Here is a 16,601-nt window from a genome sequence, read left to right on the forward strand (position 1 = left end):
GTGGTATTCCGGAGCCATTCATAAAAAAAGCCCCCGGCAGGGGGCAATCATATATAGCTATGATTTTCGTTGGCTTTCCTGGTGCTGGCGATAAAGCGTTACTGGTAAATATCTGCACTGGCGCGCATATTGCCGTTGCTGCCGGGCTCACGTGTCAGTATGACGTGATAGTATTTTGCGCCCTGCGCATCGGTTTCTTCATTAAGCGCCTGATCTGCTTCACTTTCAGTGGCGAAGTTATGATTGATGTAAATAACGCCTAAGCTCTGCACATCATCCATGTTTCTGGCCTGTCGGCTATCTATCTTGATGGCTGCCATCGCGTTTGCACTGAGCAAAAGCGCAGCCAAAATGGTGAATGCGATTCTTTTCATGATATGCGCTCCACGACTGCGTGCTGTGATATGGGGTAATGCTCTCCTTCTCTGCTTAAGGCTTCTGATTAAAGTGTAATCGCTACTCGGGTTGCGATGGGTGACCATTTCTGATGGTGTTGTTCAAAAAAACAGCGTTTCTGATAAGTGAGATTTTAAATCACCCACTTAGAACAGCTTTACCCTTTGTGCGAATTATTTGTGCAATCACCTTGTGTTTAGCGGGGCGCGCAAGTATTATGACGCGTCAATTTTTCAGCCGACCTTTAACACGTTCCTTGCCTCCCCGGGCCTCGGCTGACCCAGACAGGAGGCTGAATAATCCGTAAGGAGCAATTCGATGCGTCATTACGAAATCGTTTTTATGGTCCATCCTGACCAGAGCGAACAGGTTCCGGGTATGATCGAGCGTTACTCTGCTGCCATCACTGGTGCAGAAGGCACGATCCACCGTCTGGAAGACTGGGGCCGCCGTCAGCTGGCTTACCCAATCAACAAACTGCACAAAGCTCACTACGTTCTGATGAACGTTGAAGCGCCGCAGGAAGTGATTGATGAGCTGGAAACTACCTTCCGCTTCAACGATGCCGTTATCCGCAGCATGGTTATGCGTACCAAACACGCAGTGACCGAAGCATCTCCGATGGTTAAAGCGAAAGACGAGCGCCGTGAGCGTCGCGATGATTTCGCAAACGAAACCGCAGATGATTCTGATGCTGGGGATTCTGAAGAGTAATTTCTGATGACCAACCGTCTGGTGTTGTCCGGCACCGTGTGCAGGACCCCCCTTCGAAAGGTCAGCCCATCAGGAATTCCGCATTGCCAGTTCGTGCTTGAGCATCGTTCTGTGCAAGAGGAAGCCGGGTTTCACCGGCAGGCGTGGTGCCAAATGCCCGTTATCATTAGCGGACACGAAAACCAGGCCATTACTCACAGTTTAACGGTCGGTAGTGCAGTAATCGTTCAGGGGTTCATCTCTTGCCACAAGGCAAAGAACGGCCTGAGCAAAATGGTTCTGCATGCCGAGCAGATTGATTTGATAGATACTGGAGACTAGCCAAATGGCACGTTATTTCCGTCGTCGCAAGTTCTGCCGTTTCACCGCGGAAGGCGTTCAAGAGATCGACTATAAAGATATCGCAACGCTGAAAAACTACATCACCGAAAGCGGTAAGATTGTCCCAAGCCGTATCACCGGTACTCGTGCAAAATATCAGCGTCAGCTGGCTCGCGCTATCAAACGCGCTCGCTACCTGTCTCTGCTGCCGTACACTGATCGTCATCAGTAATCGGGCACGGTCCATTAATACGACTTTAAGAGGATAAGGTAATGCAAGTTATTCTGCTTGATAAAGTAGCAAACCTGGGCAGCCTGGGTGATCAGGTAAACGTTAAAGCGGGTTACGCTCGTAACTTCCTGGTACCACAGGGTAAAGCTGTTCCAGCTACTAAGAAAAACGTAGAGTTTTTCGAAGCACGTCGTGCTGAACTGGAAGCCAAACTGGCTGACGTTCTGGCGGCTGCTAACGCTCGCGCTGAAGCAATCAACGCACTGGGCACCGTTACCATCGCGTCTAAAGCCGGCGACGAAGGTAAACTGTTCGGTTCCATCGGTACCCGCGATATCGCTGATGCAGTCACTGCAGCAGGCGTTAAAGTGGCTAAGAGCGAAGTTCGCATGCCGAACGGCGTTCTGCGTACCACTGGTGAGCACGAAGTTGACTTCCAGGTTCACAGCGAAGTGTTCGCTAAACTGGTTGTTAACGTAGTAGCTGAGTAATTTTTTACTCTGCTCACGTCGAAGCGCCGGCCTTGTGCCGGCGTTTTGCTTTTTAGCGTGACCCTACGTCATGTTTTGCGATTGTAAGGTCGCTATTCCTGATGCATTCTCTGATAATAAATTGAAACGCAATTTTATTTATGAGATTTGTCATGGATACCGCTCTGCCCACGCCCGTCTTTGCCCGTCGAAATGTGGCCTATGCCTGCGCCACGCTCTGCTGTCTGCTTTGGGGAAGCTCATACCCGGCCATTAAAAGCGGCTACGAACTCTTCCAGATCGCGACCGATGATATTCCGTCCAAAGTCGTCTTTGCTGGATACCGTTTTCTGTTTGCCGGTGCGTTGCTGCTGCTCTTTGCCCTGGCCCAGCGTAAACCGATTGGCAGGCTCACACCCACGCAGTTTGGTCAGCTCACGATCCTCGGGCTGACCCAGACCACCATCCAGTACACCTTCTTTTATATCGGCCTTGCTTACACCACCGGGGTGAACGGTTCGATCATGAATGCCACCGGGACCTTCTTCAGCGTGCTGCTGGCGCACTTTATCTACCACAACGACAAACTCAGCTATAACAAAACGCTGGGCTGTGTTCTGGGCTTTACCGGCGTGATGCTGGTGAACTTCCACGGCGGGTTAAGTGATTTCCAGTTTGTCTGGCAAGGTGACGGATTTGTGGTGCTGGCGGCCTTTATTCTCTCTGCGGCCACGCTTTACGGGAAACGCATTTCCCAGACCGTTGACCCGACGGTGATGACGGGATGGCAGCTGGCGATAGGCGGGGCGGCACTGGTTGTGGGAGGCTATGCCACGGGCGGGACGCTGGAGGTGCACAGCATGAAAGCCGTCGCCGTGCTGGGGTATCTGACGCTGCTCTCATCCGTGGCGTTCGCCCTGTGGAGCGCGCTGCTGAAAGTAAACCGCGTGAGTATGATTGCCCCGTTCAACTTTGTCATACCTGTAGCAGGGACGGTGCTCTCCGCCATCTTCCTCGGCGAAAACATTCTGGACATCAAATACGCGATTGCGCTGGTGCTGGTCTGCTCGGGGATCTGGTGGGTGAATAAACGGCGTGCCTGAGAACAAAAGTGCCGGGTGGCGGCATCGCCTTACCCGGCCTGGGCCATTAACGTGCTCTGATGAAACTGCCGTCCGGCTGGCGGGTAAACAGTACCTGCTGCCCGTTTCCGGTATCGATCGTTAACCCGGTCACCACCCCACTGGCATTCTGGCGGATCTGCACCATCTGACCATTTTGCAGGTTGCTGAGCGGCTTGCCAGCCCCCTCGACTTGCGCCATGGCATACACATCCGTTGCCGGCAGATTGTGGTCGCGGAACAGCTGAGCAAGGGTTTTCCCTGGCTCTACGCGATACGAACGCCACTGCTGCTCAATGCCGGTGGGCTGTTGCGCCTGTGGCTCTGAAGGGGCGGTGGCCTGCTCCTGATCTTCCTGAACAGGTTCAGGTTCAACCGGCGCAACCTGGCCCGGATCGTTAGACGGTGTGACCAGTTGCGTCTGCATCGGCTGTGAATCAGGCTGCGACTGGCTTTGCGATTGGATATCCAGCTCAGCATTGCGGCTTACCGGCCCGGTATCAACGTTGTCACTGCCGGAAGGAAGCAGGAAACCGATGACCATCAGCAACGCGCCGATGATAATGCCTCTGCGGTGCAAAGGCGGCAGCGGGTCCATGATGCGAAAGTTATCCGGCGCATGCCAGATTTTCGCCAGGGTAGGTTTCAGTTCAAATCGCCCGGGCATGGCTCTCCTCCTGCTCCGCGTCTTTTTATCCTGTCCTGAGAAGTGTAGTTTGCTAACTGCCTGATGGGCGTAACAAAGCCAGCTTTCGTGACATATATTAGGGAAAATCCTGACGGCTACTATTGTTTCCGTTTCGTCGCAGTTTGTCACCTTTACTTAAGACAAAGTTTTACCCATAAGGGCATGGCTGATATGCTGCCCGCTACTTTAAATGTGATGGAAGGAAAACCCATGACCACCCCGACTTTTGACACTATCGAAGCGCAGGCAAGCTACGGCATCGGCTTGCAGGTAGGACAGCAGCTGAGCGAATCCGGCCTGGAAGGTCTGTTACCGGAAGCGCTGGTGGCGGGTATCGCTGACGCGCTGGAAGGCAAGCAGCCCGCTGTGCCGGTTGACGTTGTGCACCGTGCGCTGCGTGAAATCCACGAACGTGCTGACACCGTACGTCGCGCGCGTTTCGAAGAGATGGCGGCAGAAGGCGTGAAATATCTGGAAGAGAACCGTGAGCGTGAAGGCGTGAACAGCACCGAGTCCGGCTTGCAGTTCCGCGTAATCAATCAGGGTGATGGCGCAATCCCGGCGCGTACCGACCACGTTCGCGTACACTACACCGGTAAGCTGATCGACGGCACCGTGTTCGACAGCTCCGTCGCGCGTGGCGAACCGGCTGAATTCCCGGTCAACGGCGTGATTGCAGGCTGGATCGAAGCCCTGACCCTGATGCCAGTAGGTTCAAAATGGGAACTGACTATCCCGCACAACCTGGCATACGGCGAGCGTGGCGCTGGCGCGTCCATTCCGCCATTCAGCACCCTGGTGTTTGAAGTCGAGCTGCTGGAAATCCTGTAATCGGTTTTTCTTATTTTCCTCTCTCCGATCGGGGAGAGGAAAATAGCGATAAAACCTGGAGTTACGACGGAATCAACATTTTGTATTGCAAACGAAACTGTTACGTGTATTTTTGTGAGCTGTTTCGCGCTGTATGAGTGATATGGCACTCACTTTCAACATATTATTAACATAATATTCAAATCATAGTATTCATCCCGCCGATTCTTACCTACTATCGATAAGCCCTTACAAAGGGAACGTCATTTTTTTGGCGTATTTAAAGGCCAGAAGAGCCTTAACAACACAGACAGGCATAAACAGGAAAATATCACATGGTAGATCAGGTCAAAGTCGCCGCCGCAGAAGAGGCGACGTCTGAACAGTCGCTACGGCGAAATCTCACGAACCGTCACATTCAGCTTATTGCCATTGGCGGCGCCATCGGCACAGGGCTATTTATGGGCTCGGGCAAAACCATCAGTCTTGCAGGCCCGTCGATCATCTTCGTTTATATGATCATCGGTTTTATGCTCTTTTTCGTGATGCGTGCAATGGGTGAATTGCTGCTCTCGAACCTCGAATACAAATCCTTCAGCGACTTCGCGTCAGACCTGCTTGGCCCGTGGGCGGGCTATTTTACCGGCTGGACCTACTGGTTCTGCTGGGTGGTTACCGGCATGGCGGATGTTGTCGCTATTACGGCCTACGCCCAATTCTGGTTCCCCGGCCTGTCGGACTGGGTGGCCTCACTGGCGGTGATTGTCCTGCTGCTGAGCCTCAACCTCGCGACCGTTAAAATGTTCGGTGAGATGGAGTTCTGGTTCGCGATGATCAAAATCGTCGCCATCATCGCGCTGATTGTCGTCGGGCTGGTAATGGTGCTGACGCACTTCCAGTCGCCAACTGGCGTTCAGGCCTCGTTTGCCCATCTGTGGAATGATGGCGGCTGGTTCCCGAAAGGCATCAGCGGCTTCTTCGCCGGTTTCCAGATTGCGGTGTTCGCGTTTGTCGGGATTGAGCTGGTGGGAACCACGGCGGCGGAAACTAAAGATCCGGAGAAATCCCTGCCGCGCGCGATCAACTCCATTCCGCTGCGTATCATCATGTTCTACGTGTTCGCGCTGATCATCATTATGTCCGTGACGCCATGGAGCTCAGTAGTGCCAACCAAGAGCCCGTTCGTCGAGCTGTTCGTGTTGGTGGGGCTGCCCGCTGCCGCGAGCCTGATTAACTTCGTGGTGCTGACCTCTGCGGCCTCTTCCGCGAACAGCGGCGTCTTCTCCACCAGCCGTATGCTGTTTGGTCTGGCGCAGGAGGGCGTTGCCCCGAGCGCGTTCGCCAAACTGTCTAAACGTGCGGTACCGGCGAAAGGGCTGACCTTCTCCTGCATCTGTCTGCTGGGCGGTGTGGTGATGCTCTACGTTAACCCGAGCGTAATCGGCGCGTTCACCATGATCACCACGGTGTCGGCGATCCTGTTTATGTTCGTCTGGACCATCATCCTCTGCTCATACCTGGTGTACCGCAAACAGCGTCCACATCTGCATGAGAAGTCGATCTACAAGATGCCACTGGGCAAGCTGATGTGCTGGGTATGCATGGCGTTCTTCGTCTTCGTGCTGGTGCTACTGACGCTGGAAGAAGATACCCGTCAGGCGCTCATCGTCACGCCGCTGTGGTTTATCGCGCTGGGGCTGGGCTGGCTGTTTATCGGTAAGAAACGGATGGCTGGCATGCGTTAAGCATGTTGCCGGGTGGCGCTGTCGCTTACCCGGCCTACGTTCGAGGACGTTGTAGGCCCGGTAAGCGCTAGCGCCACCGGGCTTTTTTATTTACCCGATAATGCACGCGGGAACAGAACGTTATTCTCAAGACTGATGTGTTCCATCAGATCGTCGATCATCTCGTTGATGCCGTTGTACATCGCTTTCCAGGTGGTGCACGCCTCTGGCGGCGGTGTGACATTGTGGGTGGTGTGTTTGATCACTTCCAGCAGTTCGCCGGCGTCATCATGTTCGCTTTCCATCACGCTGATTGGCCCCATTGCCTGGCTGCCCATGCCCTGTTTGATCATCGGGAAGAGGATCTGCTCCTCTTTCATCATGTGGCTGGATAGTTCTTCGTGCAGCATGGTCAGGTATTTCGCCAGGCCGCGCGGTACGGAAGGTTTATCGGCGTGAACGCGCTCAACTTTGGTGGCCTGTAAAATCAGCTCCGGCAGCTGTTCGCGGTGACGGTCGTGGTAACGCACAATGATATGGTCGATGATTTCAGCCAGCGGCGCGGTGCGCCAGTCTTTGTCGACAGGCTGTTCTGCCAGCTTAGCCAGCTCCGCTTCGATAGCTTCTACATCCAGCTCTTTACGCGACGCTGCGCGCGCCAGCGTTTGCTTACCGCCGCAGCAGTAATCCATATCGTATTTACGGAACAGCGCTGAAGCGCGAGGGATGGAGAGCGCCAGCTCGCCTAAGGGTTGGTCGCGGAAGGCCATAGCAGTTACCTCATCATCAGGAATATAAGATGCATTTTAAATGCATCTTTATGTGGATACTATAACCCTTTAGAGGCAAGGGTAAAAATGAGAAGTGGATCGCAAAAAAAGCGTGCTTTTAACTTGCTGATTGAATGCAGAAAAGGGCTTTCGAAAGTTTTTAAAGGTGGAGAAACAGTAAACAACCTACCGCGCGTGCCGATAGATACAGGTCAGACAATACCTGTATATAAAAAAGGCAACGCATGTTTAAACGTATAAAAGTCATTACTCTTTTGATTTCGGTGCTGCTTGTGCTCGGCATCATGCAACTGATCTCCGCCGGCATTTTCATTAATGCGCTCAATAACGACAAAGAGAACTTCACCGTTTCTCAGCTTTCCAGCCAGAACGTCGCGGAGTTTACCGACGCCTGGATCAGCCTGAATCAGGCGCGTGTCACCCTTAACCGCGGCATGCTGCGTCTGCAAAGCAGCATGGCGTCGCAGATTAATGGCGGGCAGCTGAACGAGCTGGTCAATACCGCGAAAAACCTGCTGGCTGATGCCCAGACACATTACGATAAATATTACGCGCTGCCGGAAACGCCGGGTATGGACGAGCACCTGGCCGACAGGCTGGAAGAGCACTACCGCATCTACTCCGCCACGCTGACGCAAATGAACGTTCTGCTGGGGCAGGGCAATCTGGAAGATATGTTCAAACAAAATGCCGAACAGAAGCAGACCGCGATGCAAAAGGTCTATCGCGAATGGCGCGAGGCGCAGGCCGCGCTCACCGACAAAGGCATCAAAGACAATGAAAGCGACTACAAACGCATTCTGTGGATCCTCTCTGCGGTGATGCTGCTGGTGATCGCGGTGATTATTTCCAGCTGGATTGCGATGCGCCGCGTGCTGCTGCTGCCGCTGGAAGAGGTGATCTGCCATATCCGCGCCATTGCGGCAGGGGATTTAACCCAGCCGATTCAGGCTGAGGGTAAAAATGAAATGGCGATCCTGGCGCGCAACGTTCAGGAGATGCAGACTGCGCTGGCCAACACGGTGGGCGTAGTGCGTGAAGGCGCAGATACCATCTACACCGGCGCGGGTGAAATCTCGGCGGGCAGCAACGATCTCTCGTCTCGCACCGAGCAGCAGGCCGCTTCTCTGGAAGAGACGGCAGCCAGCATGGAACAGTTAACCGCCACCGTGAAGCAAAACGCCGATAACGCGCGTCAGGCGTCGCGTCTGGCGCTGGACGCCTCCTCCACCGCGAAGAAGGGCGGAAATGTGGTAGAAGGCGTGGTGCGCACCATGGACGAAATCGCCACCAGTTCCAGCAAAATTGCGCAAATTACCAACGTAATCGATGGCATTGCCTTCCAGACCAATATTCTGGCGCTGAACGCGGCGGTAGAAGCGGCGCGTGCGGGCGAGCAGGGGCGTGGCTTCGCGGTTGTCGCGGGTGAGGTGCGTACCCTTGCCCAGCGCAGCGCTCAGGCGGCGAAAGAGATCAAAGCCCTGATCGATGATTCCGGCGAGCGCGTTAACGCGGGCTCTCAGCTGGTAAATGAAGCGGGCGCGACGATGGCAGAGATCGTCAATGCAGTTACGCGCGTGACGGACATCATGGGTGAGATTGCGTCGGCCTCCGACGAACAGAGCCGCGGTATCGACCAGGTGGGCCAGGCGGTGGCGGAGATGGATCGCGTTACCCAGCAGAACGCCTCGCTGGTGGAGGAGTCTGCGGCGGCGGCGGCGGCGCTGGAAGATCAGGCCGCGCGCCTGAACGACGCGGTGGCGGTGTTTAAGATCACCCGTAACCAGGCGGTGAAAGCCGCGCCGGTAAAGACCTATGCACCTAAAGCGCAGCCCGTAGCGGCGTCTGAAGCGAACTGGGAAACGTTCTGATACTGTGCCGGGTGGCGCTGACGCTTATCCGGCCTACGGTTTTGTAGGCCCTGCAAGCTAAGCGCCGCTGGTCGAAAAGCTCACCCCTCCGACGCCGGAACGACCATCGGTTTTTCCGGCTTCGCTCTCACCGCAATCACCACCCCAACGACCAGCAGCGCGATCCCGCAGGCCGTTAGCAGCGGCGGCACGCTCTGGCGCATCAGGAAGGTATAGAGCAGCCCGGCCAGCGTTTCAAAGACAATCAGCGGCCCCAGTATCACCGTCGGCAGCTTCTGGCTGGCAATGTTCCAGCACAGTGCGCCAACCCACGAACAGAGCACGGCAATGGCGACCATTAGCCCGACGAATATCCACGGGCGCGGTCCGAAGGGCAGGGTAAATGCCGGTTGCTGGCTACCCAGCCAGACACACGCGCCCACATAGCCCAGCAACGAGACAGGAAGCGTGACCAGCGCCTGCGCCGTCGCCCACATCATCGGATGCTTATCCGGGTTTTCCCGCAGCCAGCGTGCGTTGCGCAGGGCATACCAGGCCCAGCAGACAACCGAAATAACCGCCAGAAAGATCCCAGAACCGTAACGCCACAAGCTGAAGTTTTCGAGGCCGTGGCGTAGCTCGGCAATATTCACGCACACCAGCCCCACGGCGATGCATACTAGCGCGGGCACCATTTTTGACCACGCCAGTTTGCCGTCACGCTGGCTATAAAGCAGGTTTGCGAAAACCGGAATGACCACCGGCAGCGTGCCGATAATCATGGTCGACACCGGCGCACCGGTACGCTGAATGGCGCTCGCCAGGCAGACGTAGTAGATAAGATTACCCATCATGGTCAGCCACAGCGCGGTGAGCCAGTCCTGGCGACTCAGCTGGCGCAGACGCGCACGCCCCAGCCATGCCAGCGGCACGGCAATAAGCCCCAGCGCCAGATAGCGTCCGGTCGACTGCAATATTGCCGGATACTCCGGCACAATCAGCGGGCCGACGAAAATCAGCCCCCACATCAACCCTGCAAGCAGGGCATACAACACGCCGCTAATCATCTTTTCGTCCACAGTAATACATGTTGTAGCCAGTGTAGGAGGCACAGATGCACGCGTATTGTATGAGGTTGCGCATTAGCGCTCAGGGAACGTAAAGACATGGGGCCAAAGCGTCAGCCGCCAGGATACTTTTTCCGTGGTTTCAGTTTAATCCTACAAGACATACCTATAAGACCTACAGGCTTCGAAGGACGGTGTCATTACTATAGTCGACGGATTTTTACGACCACGGCATAACGTCGGTTTTCATATCCTGCAATCAACGACGTGGGACGATGAGAACGATCGGCCTATTTTACAGGAAAGAAGATGCAGGAAGTCATATGGTCCGAACAGGTGATGCTGACAGGGCGTTCCCGTATTTCTATCAGCGGAGCCAATAATGTATTTTGTTCCGCGCTGGTGGTGCTTTTCAGGAATATTATTTCGCCAGACATTATTACCATGCCAGAGATCCAGGTGCAGGTCTTTGTCGGAATGACGCTGCCACAGGTGTTCGTATGGCGGATGAAGGAGGATGCGGCAATGGAAGGGAAGATCCCTCGTATTGTTTTCTGTACTGACTCTTGCTTCCGAATGCTGTCAGGGACCAGCGGATATGAACGAACACTGTTCATTACTCCAGATACCAGCATTTATGCGGTGGCTGAAATAATCAGACGCTGGATTGCCGGTTACGCCTCGCACGCTTCGGACAACGTTCTGCCTCTGCTCACTCGATGTGATAACCGAACCATGCAAATGCTGGAAAAAGATATCCCACTTCCTCTTGAGGCCAGACGGCTCTTTCGCTCGGTAAAAACGCTTTATTGTCAGCGCGCTTTACTGTCGGACCGGATCGGGACGCACAGCCGTCAGGAATTATATCTAAAAGCGCGTCTGATACTCAGTCAAAGCCAAACATTAGCGCTTGGTTAGGCTCAAGGTTCATGACGAGAGATCGCTTACCGCATCTTCAAGACGTAGCGCAAGCTGAAGGCAGAGGCTGATGGTTTTCCTGTCTGCGGCTTCTTCCAGTTCAGTACATAAGTCAGCCAGCGAATCGTTCTTCAGAAGATAAAAACCGCCTTTCATCAGGTGAGCAAGTTCGGCGATCTGCAAGAAATCTTCCGCGCTGATAGCGTCGTGCAAATCGCTGATGGTGACGTCGAGATGCGCTAAGCAGGAGTTAAATACATGCTGGTCGACCCGATCTTCCGCTTTTGCGCATGCGTTTGTGGCGGGCTGGATAGCGCTGGCAAATTTGCTTAATGCGAGGGATAGGGTTTTGAGCGAAACGGGTTTAAAGAGGCATTCCGTCATCCCGGCCTGAAGACAGGCTCCTCTTTGTTCATCGCGGGCATCAGCCGTCAGGCCGATAATTACAGTATCGCTGTTTTCCTTACGGATTAATTTTGTCAGCTCAATTCCTGAGATATACGGCATATTACAGTCAGTGATAATAATCTCGGCACCGGTGCTTCTCCACTGAGCATATGCGTCACGAGGATCGCTACATTCGATCACGACGTAGCCAAGGTATGACAGCTGCTTATTTAACAGCATGAGATTTGGGTAAAAATCATCAACGACAAGAACGGTGGCTGAGCTGTTTTGACGCTGGATATCTATAACCTCTGCCGCAGCACGCTTGCTCTTCTGTTGGCTTACGCCCACTTTTAACGTAATGTCGACTCTGGTTCCCACGCCCGGTTGACTATGAAGTTGTATGCCTCCACCCAAAGCTTCACAAAGCCGGCGAGAGATGAGGAGTCCAAGCCCGGAGCCTGACTGATGAGAATAGCCGTTAATATCAGCCTGGGAAAAAGGTCGGAATAATGTCTGTTGCCCTTCAGGCGATATACCGCAGCCCGTATCCGTTATGGCAATTTGCAGCAGGGCGACGTCTGTGACTTGAGAATTAACGCATTCTACTGCGACACGCACTTCGCCTTCATTCGTGAATTTGATGGCATTACTGATGATATTGCTGACAACCTGTCTGAACCGAAGCTCATCTGTTGTCACAATGATGTCGTCGAGCTTTGCTGGATATAGGAGTACAAGCTCGATACCGTTGTTGAACGCGCCAGGCCTGAATAAGGAGATAATCTGTTCAATGGTTTTTCTGAGCTCCATTTCTGTATAATGAATAACCAGTTTTTCAGATTCAATCATGGAAATATCAAGGATATTACCAATAAGTTCCTGTAGTACGTTTGACGAAGAATAGGCGACGTCGAATGCGGTACTGTCTATGATTCCATCGTGGAGTTTTTTTGTTCCAAGCTCCAGCATACCGATAATGGCATTCAGAGGCGTTCTAATTTCATGGCTCATGGTGGCAAGAAAAGTGGATTTTGCTACATTCGCCCTTTCAGATTCCTTCCTGGCTGCTCTTAGGCTCTCTTCCATTTCGATTCTCGACGTGATGTCAATCCAGCCGCCAATAACGCCATTTACGCGGCCTTCGGCATCCAGGAATGGCACCATCCAGCGATATATCACGGCATCAGGGCGCCCATCGCTGAATGTAATTGCCCGGTCTTTCGATATTGATACCTTATCCCGTAACACGCTGAAGAAATCCTGGCGGTATGTTTCAAGAGACGAAAGATGTGAGGCCGTTGTATTTTCATACTCAGCCTGACTAAAAGCGTATTCCTGTTCGATATGGAAATCTTTTAAAGCTTCCGTATAGGCCTCATTAAACGATATGAGCTCTGCATCTTTATTACGAACATACAGGGGATTCGGCGTGCCGTTGATAAGCGCGTTTGTCAAAGCCAGCTGATCGTCCAGTTTTCTCTGGGTCCGCTGTGCATGTCGAACGTGCTTTCGAAGGACAAGCGCCCAGCCGGTGGAAATCATGCCCAGCAGGAGAAGGACTATTACCGTGTAGAGAATGGCGGTTTTGTTTGCTTCGATGAAACTTGTTTTTGAGGGCGCGGCGGTCCATTTCGTGGTGATATCGTCGAGTTCAGATCCGGCGAGGTTCTTTAATGATTTATTGATTATTTCATACAAAACTTCATTGTGCGCGGAAATGCCCAGGGAAAGTTTGGCAAAATTTCCATCAACTATATCGTCTATGGCCAGGGAATATTGATGCGTGTGTGTGTAATAATTAGCGGAGACAAAATTATCAAGTACGGCATCGACTTTGTTACTGCTTAATAAATTATAGGCAGCTGCCGTCGAAGATACAGGCACAACGGTATACGAAGTGAGATCATAACCCTCGAGATGATTAACATCCATAAAAGTCGCGATCCGGCGAGCGCGCGTAGGCAATTTTTTTAGGCTCTCACCGTGACGAGTAACGAAAACGAGAGGAAATTGAATGAAGCTTCGGGTAAACCGATATCGCGTATCGGTGTTGTATACGGAGCTGGCAAAGCCAACGATCTCATCAGGATTAATGTTCTTTGATGACGGGTTTTCTGGCAAAAATGCAAACGTAACGTTAAGCATTTTGCCAATCAGACTAAAGACATCAGGGATGATGCCAGTAAACGTCCCGTTAGCATATTCTGAAAAAGGTGGCGCGGTTGTTGGCAGCTGAACATAAAACTGCTTCTTACCTTGTAACCACCGGGCTTCCTTTTCGGTGAGATATTGTGGTGAGCCCGGCGTGATAAAATCACTGGATTTATCCCAGCCCCTTATGAATTCTGACAGATCTGACTGGGATATCTTTTGTAGCCCGGATTCTATGATTTGTCTGGTTTTTATATCAGAGTTACGTATTGCGAAGTATACTTTTCCTTCTGCCTGGTTAATGGTATTAAGCTGGCGACTGACGTGAAGAGTATTGAAAACGCTATTGTTATAAAAATAACCAGCACTTATTGCATCACCCACATAGATATCGTTTTTATGGAGGGCGACAGAGGCAAGCGCATTCAGTACGGAATCGTAGCGGTTTATTTTTGCTTCAGGATAGCGCTCTTTTATAAACTCATCAGAAATAAACCGATCAACGGTGGCAATCGTCTCGTAATCTTTTGTATCGGGTTTATTTTCCGCGGGTGCGATTTCAACTATTTTATTCGTTGAAATAACCGGGAGATAAGAATACCTGGATTTTTTCGTTTCAGTTACCGGGCCAGTGGTCGTGATCGCATCAATAGACCCTTCTGCCAGCGCGTCAAAAGCAGCGACAGCGTTATCGAAAAGGGTGACAGAGAAATGGATATCCGAATTATTACGGATTGTCCGCAGTATGTCGGCATTGATCCCATCAAGGTATTCGCCATTAATAACGATATCGAAAGGCGGATAATCGGGTCTGTATACACCCACCTTCAGAGATTGCTTATAAAAACGCTGGATGATTGTATCGGGGTAAAGTTCCAGAGACAGAGATTTGTCGCTCAGTGGTTCCGCACAGGCGTACAATGGCAATAAAATAAGCAGCAGCTTAAAGTGAACCCATCGCTTCATTCAATCTTTTCTCTTTTAGCAATCTCGATCAAATCAACCAGTGTCGTAACGCCCATTTTTGTCATTATCCGGGTTTTATAGGTACTGATTGTTTTGCTGCTCAGGCACATGCTGTCTGCTATTTCAATATTTTTCATTCCAGCAATGATTTTACGCAGTACCTCTAGTTCGCGGTTTGTCAGTGAGGATGATTTTCTTGATGTAAAATTGTTGGCATAGCTTATATTTGGAAAAAATGTAAAACCAGAATTGATGGCTTTGATCGCCGCTGAAACATCTTCCATACCCTCATTCTTTGTCAAAAATCCAGACACGCCGGACATCATGCATCTGCTGGCATAGAGTTCCGCTGACTGTGAGGTGAACACCAGGATTTTTGTATTAATCTCTGCTTTTCGCACCGCCGCGATAACCGACATCCCATCCATGTTAGGAATACCAATATCCAGTATGACGATATTGTATTTCCCTTTTTTTATCTGGTTTATAGCCTGCGCACCGTTATCACATTCATCCACATGAGTGAAGCCTATCTTTTCTAATGTCATTTTCAATGCCATGCGGACTGAAGGATGATCGTCTACAACAAGTGCGGTTTTCATACTAACCCTTAATATAATCGGCAAGCGATGCATTATTCTGATGTTAACGCATTAGCCTGGTTCATTCCACTGGTGCGGCGACAAACTGGCTGTAGGTTGAACCCGTGCAGTCAGTTCATTTCAAATCAGGCTTCACCAAAACAACCTGAATGCGTAAAATGTATATAACGTGTTGAATAATAGGTTGTTAAATCGTTCTGTTTACTTGCTACTTAACGCTCAGTATAGCCATTTTTACTACAGAACGAGGTGTCCCTTTTCGCTTTCACGTGTAAGGTTTTTCCTCTTTTTATCGTCACTGACTGATTTCCGTAACACGCAACTCTCCACGCAGGATTGTGGGACTTTTCCTACGTACATTGTCGCCAACGCTGATGTTATCCATTCGGCTGGTAAAATAAAATACAGTCAGTTCGATGTTGACAGGAAAACAAATGAAATTACATTTTTTAAAAAATGCGCTACTGCTGCTTTCAATAACGCTTTTTACCGGCTGTACGGCTAATTCATGGATTGATGCGGTTGGAAGTGTGTTAGAGGAGAAAGATAAATATGAGAAAGACTCGCGATCCAAAAGAATTAAGGCTGCCAATAAGGCAGCAGGCTACTAGATTATTTCAGGCGTGGTAAGCGTTTTTGATGGTTTTTCATTTTTTATCTGCACCATATTAATAGCCACAGCGAGCTGGCGATTATGTTTGTCTTACGATCGAACGTTAATGTAATAATTGTGATAAAACTATTTTTAGTCTGCTTAATGGCGGTGTTTGCACTAATGGTTGTAAACCCAAGCGCGATCTTTGGAAACAGGAGTAATGAAGAAATCAATGAAAGCGAAGACCATTATCGTGCTCAGGATTTAGCCCGGCAAAAACCGGTTTTATTTGTGACCGGCTTTAGATGAGGAATTATAATTCTTGAGTTGAATGTAACATTACTCTATTATTGATACGCTATTTGAGTGATCGCGCGTGTATAACAAAAATGCCTGATAACTCATTTTATTTCAAAGGGATAAAATAAAGACATGAAAAAAAGAGCGATAGTATTATTCAGTATGGCGTTAACCGCATGCTCAGCAAATAACTTGAACCAGGGCGCTGAACGGGTACGTATTACTAATACTGAACCAACCGGCAATTGTACATTCCTGGGGGAAGTGACGGGCAGCCAGGGAAACTTCTTCACGGGTGGATGGACGTCAAACTCTAATCTTGAGACTGGCGCACGTAATGATTTAAAAAACCAGGCTTACAGTATGGGGGGTAACGTTGTCGTTATTCTTACGCAGCGAGCAGGGCAGACCGGGAGCGCCTACTTCGGCTCAGGTTCCAGCCAACAAACTAACGTCACGCTAAGCGGTACAGTGTATCGCTGCAATAACTGATAA

17 protein-coding genes are annotated in these 16,601 nt (G+C 51.2%); 11 read left to right on the top strand and 6 right to left on the bottom strand.

Translation table 11 applies throughout. From position 1 onward, the window contains the following. Nucleotides 1-98: 98 nt before the first annotated feature. On the bottom strand, nt 99-374 hold the full coding sequence (gene yjfY / locus ACQG2Q_RS02215; RefSeq protein WP_063849827.1) for a DUF1471 family protein YjfY: 276 nt from the start codon (nt 372-374) through the stop codon (nt 99-101). Between the two features lie 340 nt (nt 375-714). Between yjfY and rpsF the strand changes: the two genes are divergently transcribed. From rpsF to ACQG2Q_RS02240, 5 genes are all read left to right on the top strand, one after another. Further along, nucleotides 715-1,110 (top strand): 30S ribosomal protein S6, encoded by a 396-nt coding sequence (gene rpsF, locus ACQG2Q_RS02220; protein WP_003856034.1) that lies wholly within the window; start codon nt 715-717, stop codon nt 1,108-1,110. A gap of 6 nt (nt 1,111-1,116) precedes the next feature. Further along, nucleotides 1,117-1,431 (top strand): primosomal replication protein N, encoded by a 315-nt coding sequence (gene priB / locus ACQG2Q_RS02225; protein WP_022646836.1) that lies wholly within the window; start codon nt 1,117-1,119, stop codon nt 1,429-1,431. Nucleotides 1,432-1,435: 4 nt separating this feature from the next. Then, nucleotides 1,436-1,663 (top strand): 30S ribosomal protein S18, encoded by a 228-nt coding sequence (gene rpsR / locus ACQG2Q_RS02230; protein WP_000135199.1) that lies wholly within the window; start codon nt 1,436-1,438, stop codon nt 1,661-1,663. Between the two features lie 41 nt (nt 1,664-1,704). After that, nucleotides 1,705-2,154, top strand: coding sequence for a 50S ribosomal protein L9 (rplI, locus tag ACQG2Q_RS02235; protein WP_006810372.1), 450 nt, complete (start codon nt 1,705-1,707; stop codon nt 2,152-2,154). Nucleotides 2,155-2,306: 152 nt separating this feature from the next. Further along, nucleotides 2,307-3,236, top strand: coding sequence for a DMT family transporter (locus ACQG2Q_RS02240; protein WP_063849828.1), 930 nt, complete (start codon nt 2,307-2,309; stop codon nt 3,234-3,236). 46 nt (nt 3,237-3,282) lie between these two features. Here the strand turns inward: ACQG2Q_RS02240 and ACQG2Q_RS02245 are convergent, their stop codons facing one another. After that, nucleotides 3,283-3,921: an OapA family protein gene (locus ACQG2Q_RS02245; protein ID WP_063849829.1), complete on the bottom strand. Its 639-nt coding sequence runs from the start codon at nt 3,919-3,921 to the stop codon at nt 3,283-3,285. A gap of 231 nt (nt 3,922-4,152) precedes the next feature. On the opposite strand from ACQG2Q_RS02245, the gene fklB reads away from it, so the two are divergent. Beyond that, nucleotides 4,153-4,773, top strand: a complete 621-nt coding sequence (gene fklB, locus ACQG2Q_RS02250; RefSeq protein ID WP_022646839.1) for an FKBP-type peptidyl-prolyl cis-trans isomerase — start codon at nt 4,153-4,155, stop codon at nt 4,771-4,773. A gap of 314 nt (nt 4,774-5,087) precedes the next feature. After that, a complete protein-coding gene (gene cycA / locus ACQG2Q_RS02255; RefSeq protein ID WP_022646840.1) occupies nt 5,088-6,497 on the top strand; it encodes a D-serine/D-alanine/glycine transporter in 1,410 nt (469 codons plus the stop codon). An 86-nt stretch (nt 6,498-6,583) separates the two neighbouring features. Here cycA and ytfE read toward each other — a convergent pair whose 3' ends face one another. Beyond that, a complete protein-coding gene (gene ytfE / locus ACQG2Q_RS02260) occupies nt 6,584-7,246 on the bottom strand; it encodes an iron-sulfur cluster repair protein YtfE (protein WP_023299148.1) in 663 nt (220 codons plus the stop codon). 245 nt (nt 7,247-7,491) lie between these two features. Here ytfE and ACQG2Q_RS02265 point away from each other — a divergent pair, with 245 nt between their 5' ends. Continuing rightward, nucleotides 7,492-9,138, top strand: a complete 1,647-nt coding sequence (locus ACQG2Q_RS02265; RefSeq protein WP_063849830.1) for a methyl-accepting chemotaxis protein — start codon at nt 7,492-7,494, stop codon at nt 9,136-9,138. A gap of 80 nt (nt 9,139-9,218) precedes the next feature. Here ACQG2Q_RS02265 and ACQG2Q_RS02270 read toward each other — a convergent pair whose 3' ends face one another. Beyond that, a complete protein-coding gene (locus ACQG2Q_RS02270; RefSeq protein ID WP_022646843.1) occupies nt 9,219-10,184 on the bottom strand; it encodes a DMT family transporter in 966 nt (321 codons plus the stop codon). Between the two features lie 309 nt (nt 10,185-10,493). On the opposite strand from ACQG2Q_RS02270, the gene ACQG2Q_RS02275 reads away from it, so the two are divergent. Continuing rightward, nucleotides 10,494-11,102, top strand: coding sequence for a hypothetical protein (locus ACQG2Q_RS02275; RefSeq protein ID WP_023305305.1), 609 nt, complete (start codon nt 10,494-10,496; stop codon nt 11,100-11,102). A gap of 9 nt (nt 11,103-11,111) precedes the next feature. Here the strand turns inward: ACQG2Q_RS02275 and ACQG2Q_RS02280 are convergent, their stop codons facing one another. Further along, the gene (locus ACQG2Q_RS02280; protein WP_426759054.1) at nt 11,112-14,609 is read right to left on the bottom strand and encodes an ATP-binding protein; all 3,498 of its coding nucleotides are present in this window, start codon (nt 14,607-14,609) and stop codon (nt 11,112-11,114) included. After that, on the bottom strand, nt 14,606-15,211 hold the full coding sequence (locus ACQG2Q_RS02285) for a response regulator transcription factor (protein WP_023305307.1): 606 nt from the start codon (nt 15,209-15,211) through the stop codon (nt 14,606-14,608). Before ACQG2Q_RS02285 ends, ACQG2Q_RS02280 begins: the two co-directional genes overlap by 4 nt. A 434-nt stretch (nt 15,212-15,645) precedes the next feature. Here ACQG2Q_RS02285 and ACQG2Q_RS02290 point away from each other — a divergent pair, with 434 nt between their 5' ends. Together ACQG2Q_RS02290 and ACQG2Q_RS02295 are read left to right on the top strand one after the other, a co-directional pair. Continuing rightward, complete coding sequence (locus tag ACQG2Q_RS02290) at nt 15,646-15,822, top strand: hypothetical protein (RefSeq protein WP_023305308.1); 177 nt, start codon at nt 15,646-15,648, stop codon at nt 15,820-15,822. 416 nt (nt 15,823-16,238) lie between these two features. Further along, nucleotides 16,239-16,598: a DUF4156 domain-containing protein gene (locus ACQG2Q_RS02295; RefSeq protein WP_023305310.1), complete on the top strand. Its 360-nt coding sequence runs from the start codon at nt 16,239-16,241 to the stop codon at nt 16,596-16,598. Nucleotides 16,599-16,601 lie beyond the last annotated feature (3 nt).

The sequence above is a fragment of the Enterobacter cloacae complex sp. 370H10 genome (assembly GCF_050031535.1).
Classification (GTDB): Bacteria; Pseudomonadota; Gammaproteobacteria; order Enterobacterales; family Enterobacteriaceae; genus Enterobacter; species Enterobacter intestinihominis.

What these genes read in the sequence shown, in the direction of transcription:
- cycA (WP_022646840.1), top strand. Translation starts at nt 5,088, where the DNA reads ATGGTAGATCAGGTCAAAGTCGCCGCCGCAGAAGAGGCGACGTCTGAA.
- ytfE (WP_023299148.1), bottom strand. Translation starts at nt 7,246, where the DNA reads ATGGCCTTCCGCGACCAACCCTTAGGCGAGCTGGCGCTCTCCATCCCT.
- priB (WP_022646836.1), top strand. Translation starts at nt 1,117, where the DNA reads ATGACCAACCGTCTGGTGTTGTCCGGCACCGTGTGCAGGACCCCCCTT.
- yjfY (WP_063849827.1), bottom strand. Translation starts at nt 374, where the DNA reads ATGAAAAGAATCGCATTCACCATTTTGGCTGCGCTTTTGCTCAGTGCA.
- ACQG2Q_RS02240 (WP_063849828.1), top strand. Translation starts at nt 2,307, where the DNA reads ATGGATACCGCTCTGCCCACGCCCGTCTTTGCCCGTCGAAATGTGGCC.
- ACQG2Q_RS02285 (WP_023305307.1), bottom strand. Translation starts at nt 15,211, where the DNA reads ATGAAAACCGCACTTGTTGTAGACGATCATCCTTCAGTCCGCATGGCA.
- ACQG2Q_RS02295 (WP_023305310.1), top strand. Translation starts at nt 16,239, where the DNA reads ATGAAAAAAAGAGCGATAGTATTATTCAGTATGGCGTTAACCGCATGC.
- rpsR (WP_000135199.1), top strand. Translation starts at nt 1,436, where the DNA reads ATGGCACGTTATTTCCGTCGTCGCAAGTTCTGCCGTTTCACCGCGGAA.
- ACQG2Q_RS02280 (WP_426759054.1), bottom strand. Translation starts at nt 14,609, where the DNA reads ATGAAGCGATGGGTTCACTTTAAGCTGCTGCTTATTTTATTGCCATTG.
- ACQG2Q_RS02245 (WP_063849829.1), bottom strand. Translation starts at nt 3,921, where the DNA reads ATGCCCGGGCGATTTGAACTGAAACCTACCCTGGCGAAAATCTGGCAT.
- rplI (WP_006810372.1), top strand. Translation starts at nt 1,705, where the DNA reads ATGCAAGTTATTCTGCTTGATAAAGTAGCAAACCTGGGCAGCCTGGGT.
- ACQG2Q_RS02265 (WP_063849830.1), top strand. Translation starts at nt 7,492, where the DNA reads ATGTTTAAACGTATAAAAGTCATTACTCTTTTGATTTCGGTGCTGCTT.
- ACQG2Q_RS02275 (WP_023305305.1), top strand. Translation starts at nt 10,494, where the DNA reads ATGCAGGAAGTCATATGGTCCGAACAGGTGATGCTGACAGGGCGTTCC.
- rpsF (WP_003856034.1), top strand. Translation starts at nt 715, where the DNA reads ATGCGTCATTACGAAATCGTTTTTATGGTCCATCCTGACCAGAGCGAA.
- ACQG2Q_RS02270 (WP_022646843.1), bottom strand. Translation starts at nt 10,184, where the DNA reads ATGATTAGCGGCGTGTTGTATGCCCTGCTTGCAGGGTTGATGTGGGGG.
- ACQG2Q_RS02290 (WP_023305308.1), top strand. Translation starts at nt 15,646, where the DNA reads ATGAAATTACATTTTTTAAAAAATGCGCTACTGCTGCTTTCAATAACG.
- fklB (WP_022646839.1), top strand. Translation starts at nt 4,153, where the DNA reads ATGACCACCCCGACTTTTGACACTATCGAAGCGCAGGCAAGCTACGGC.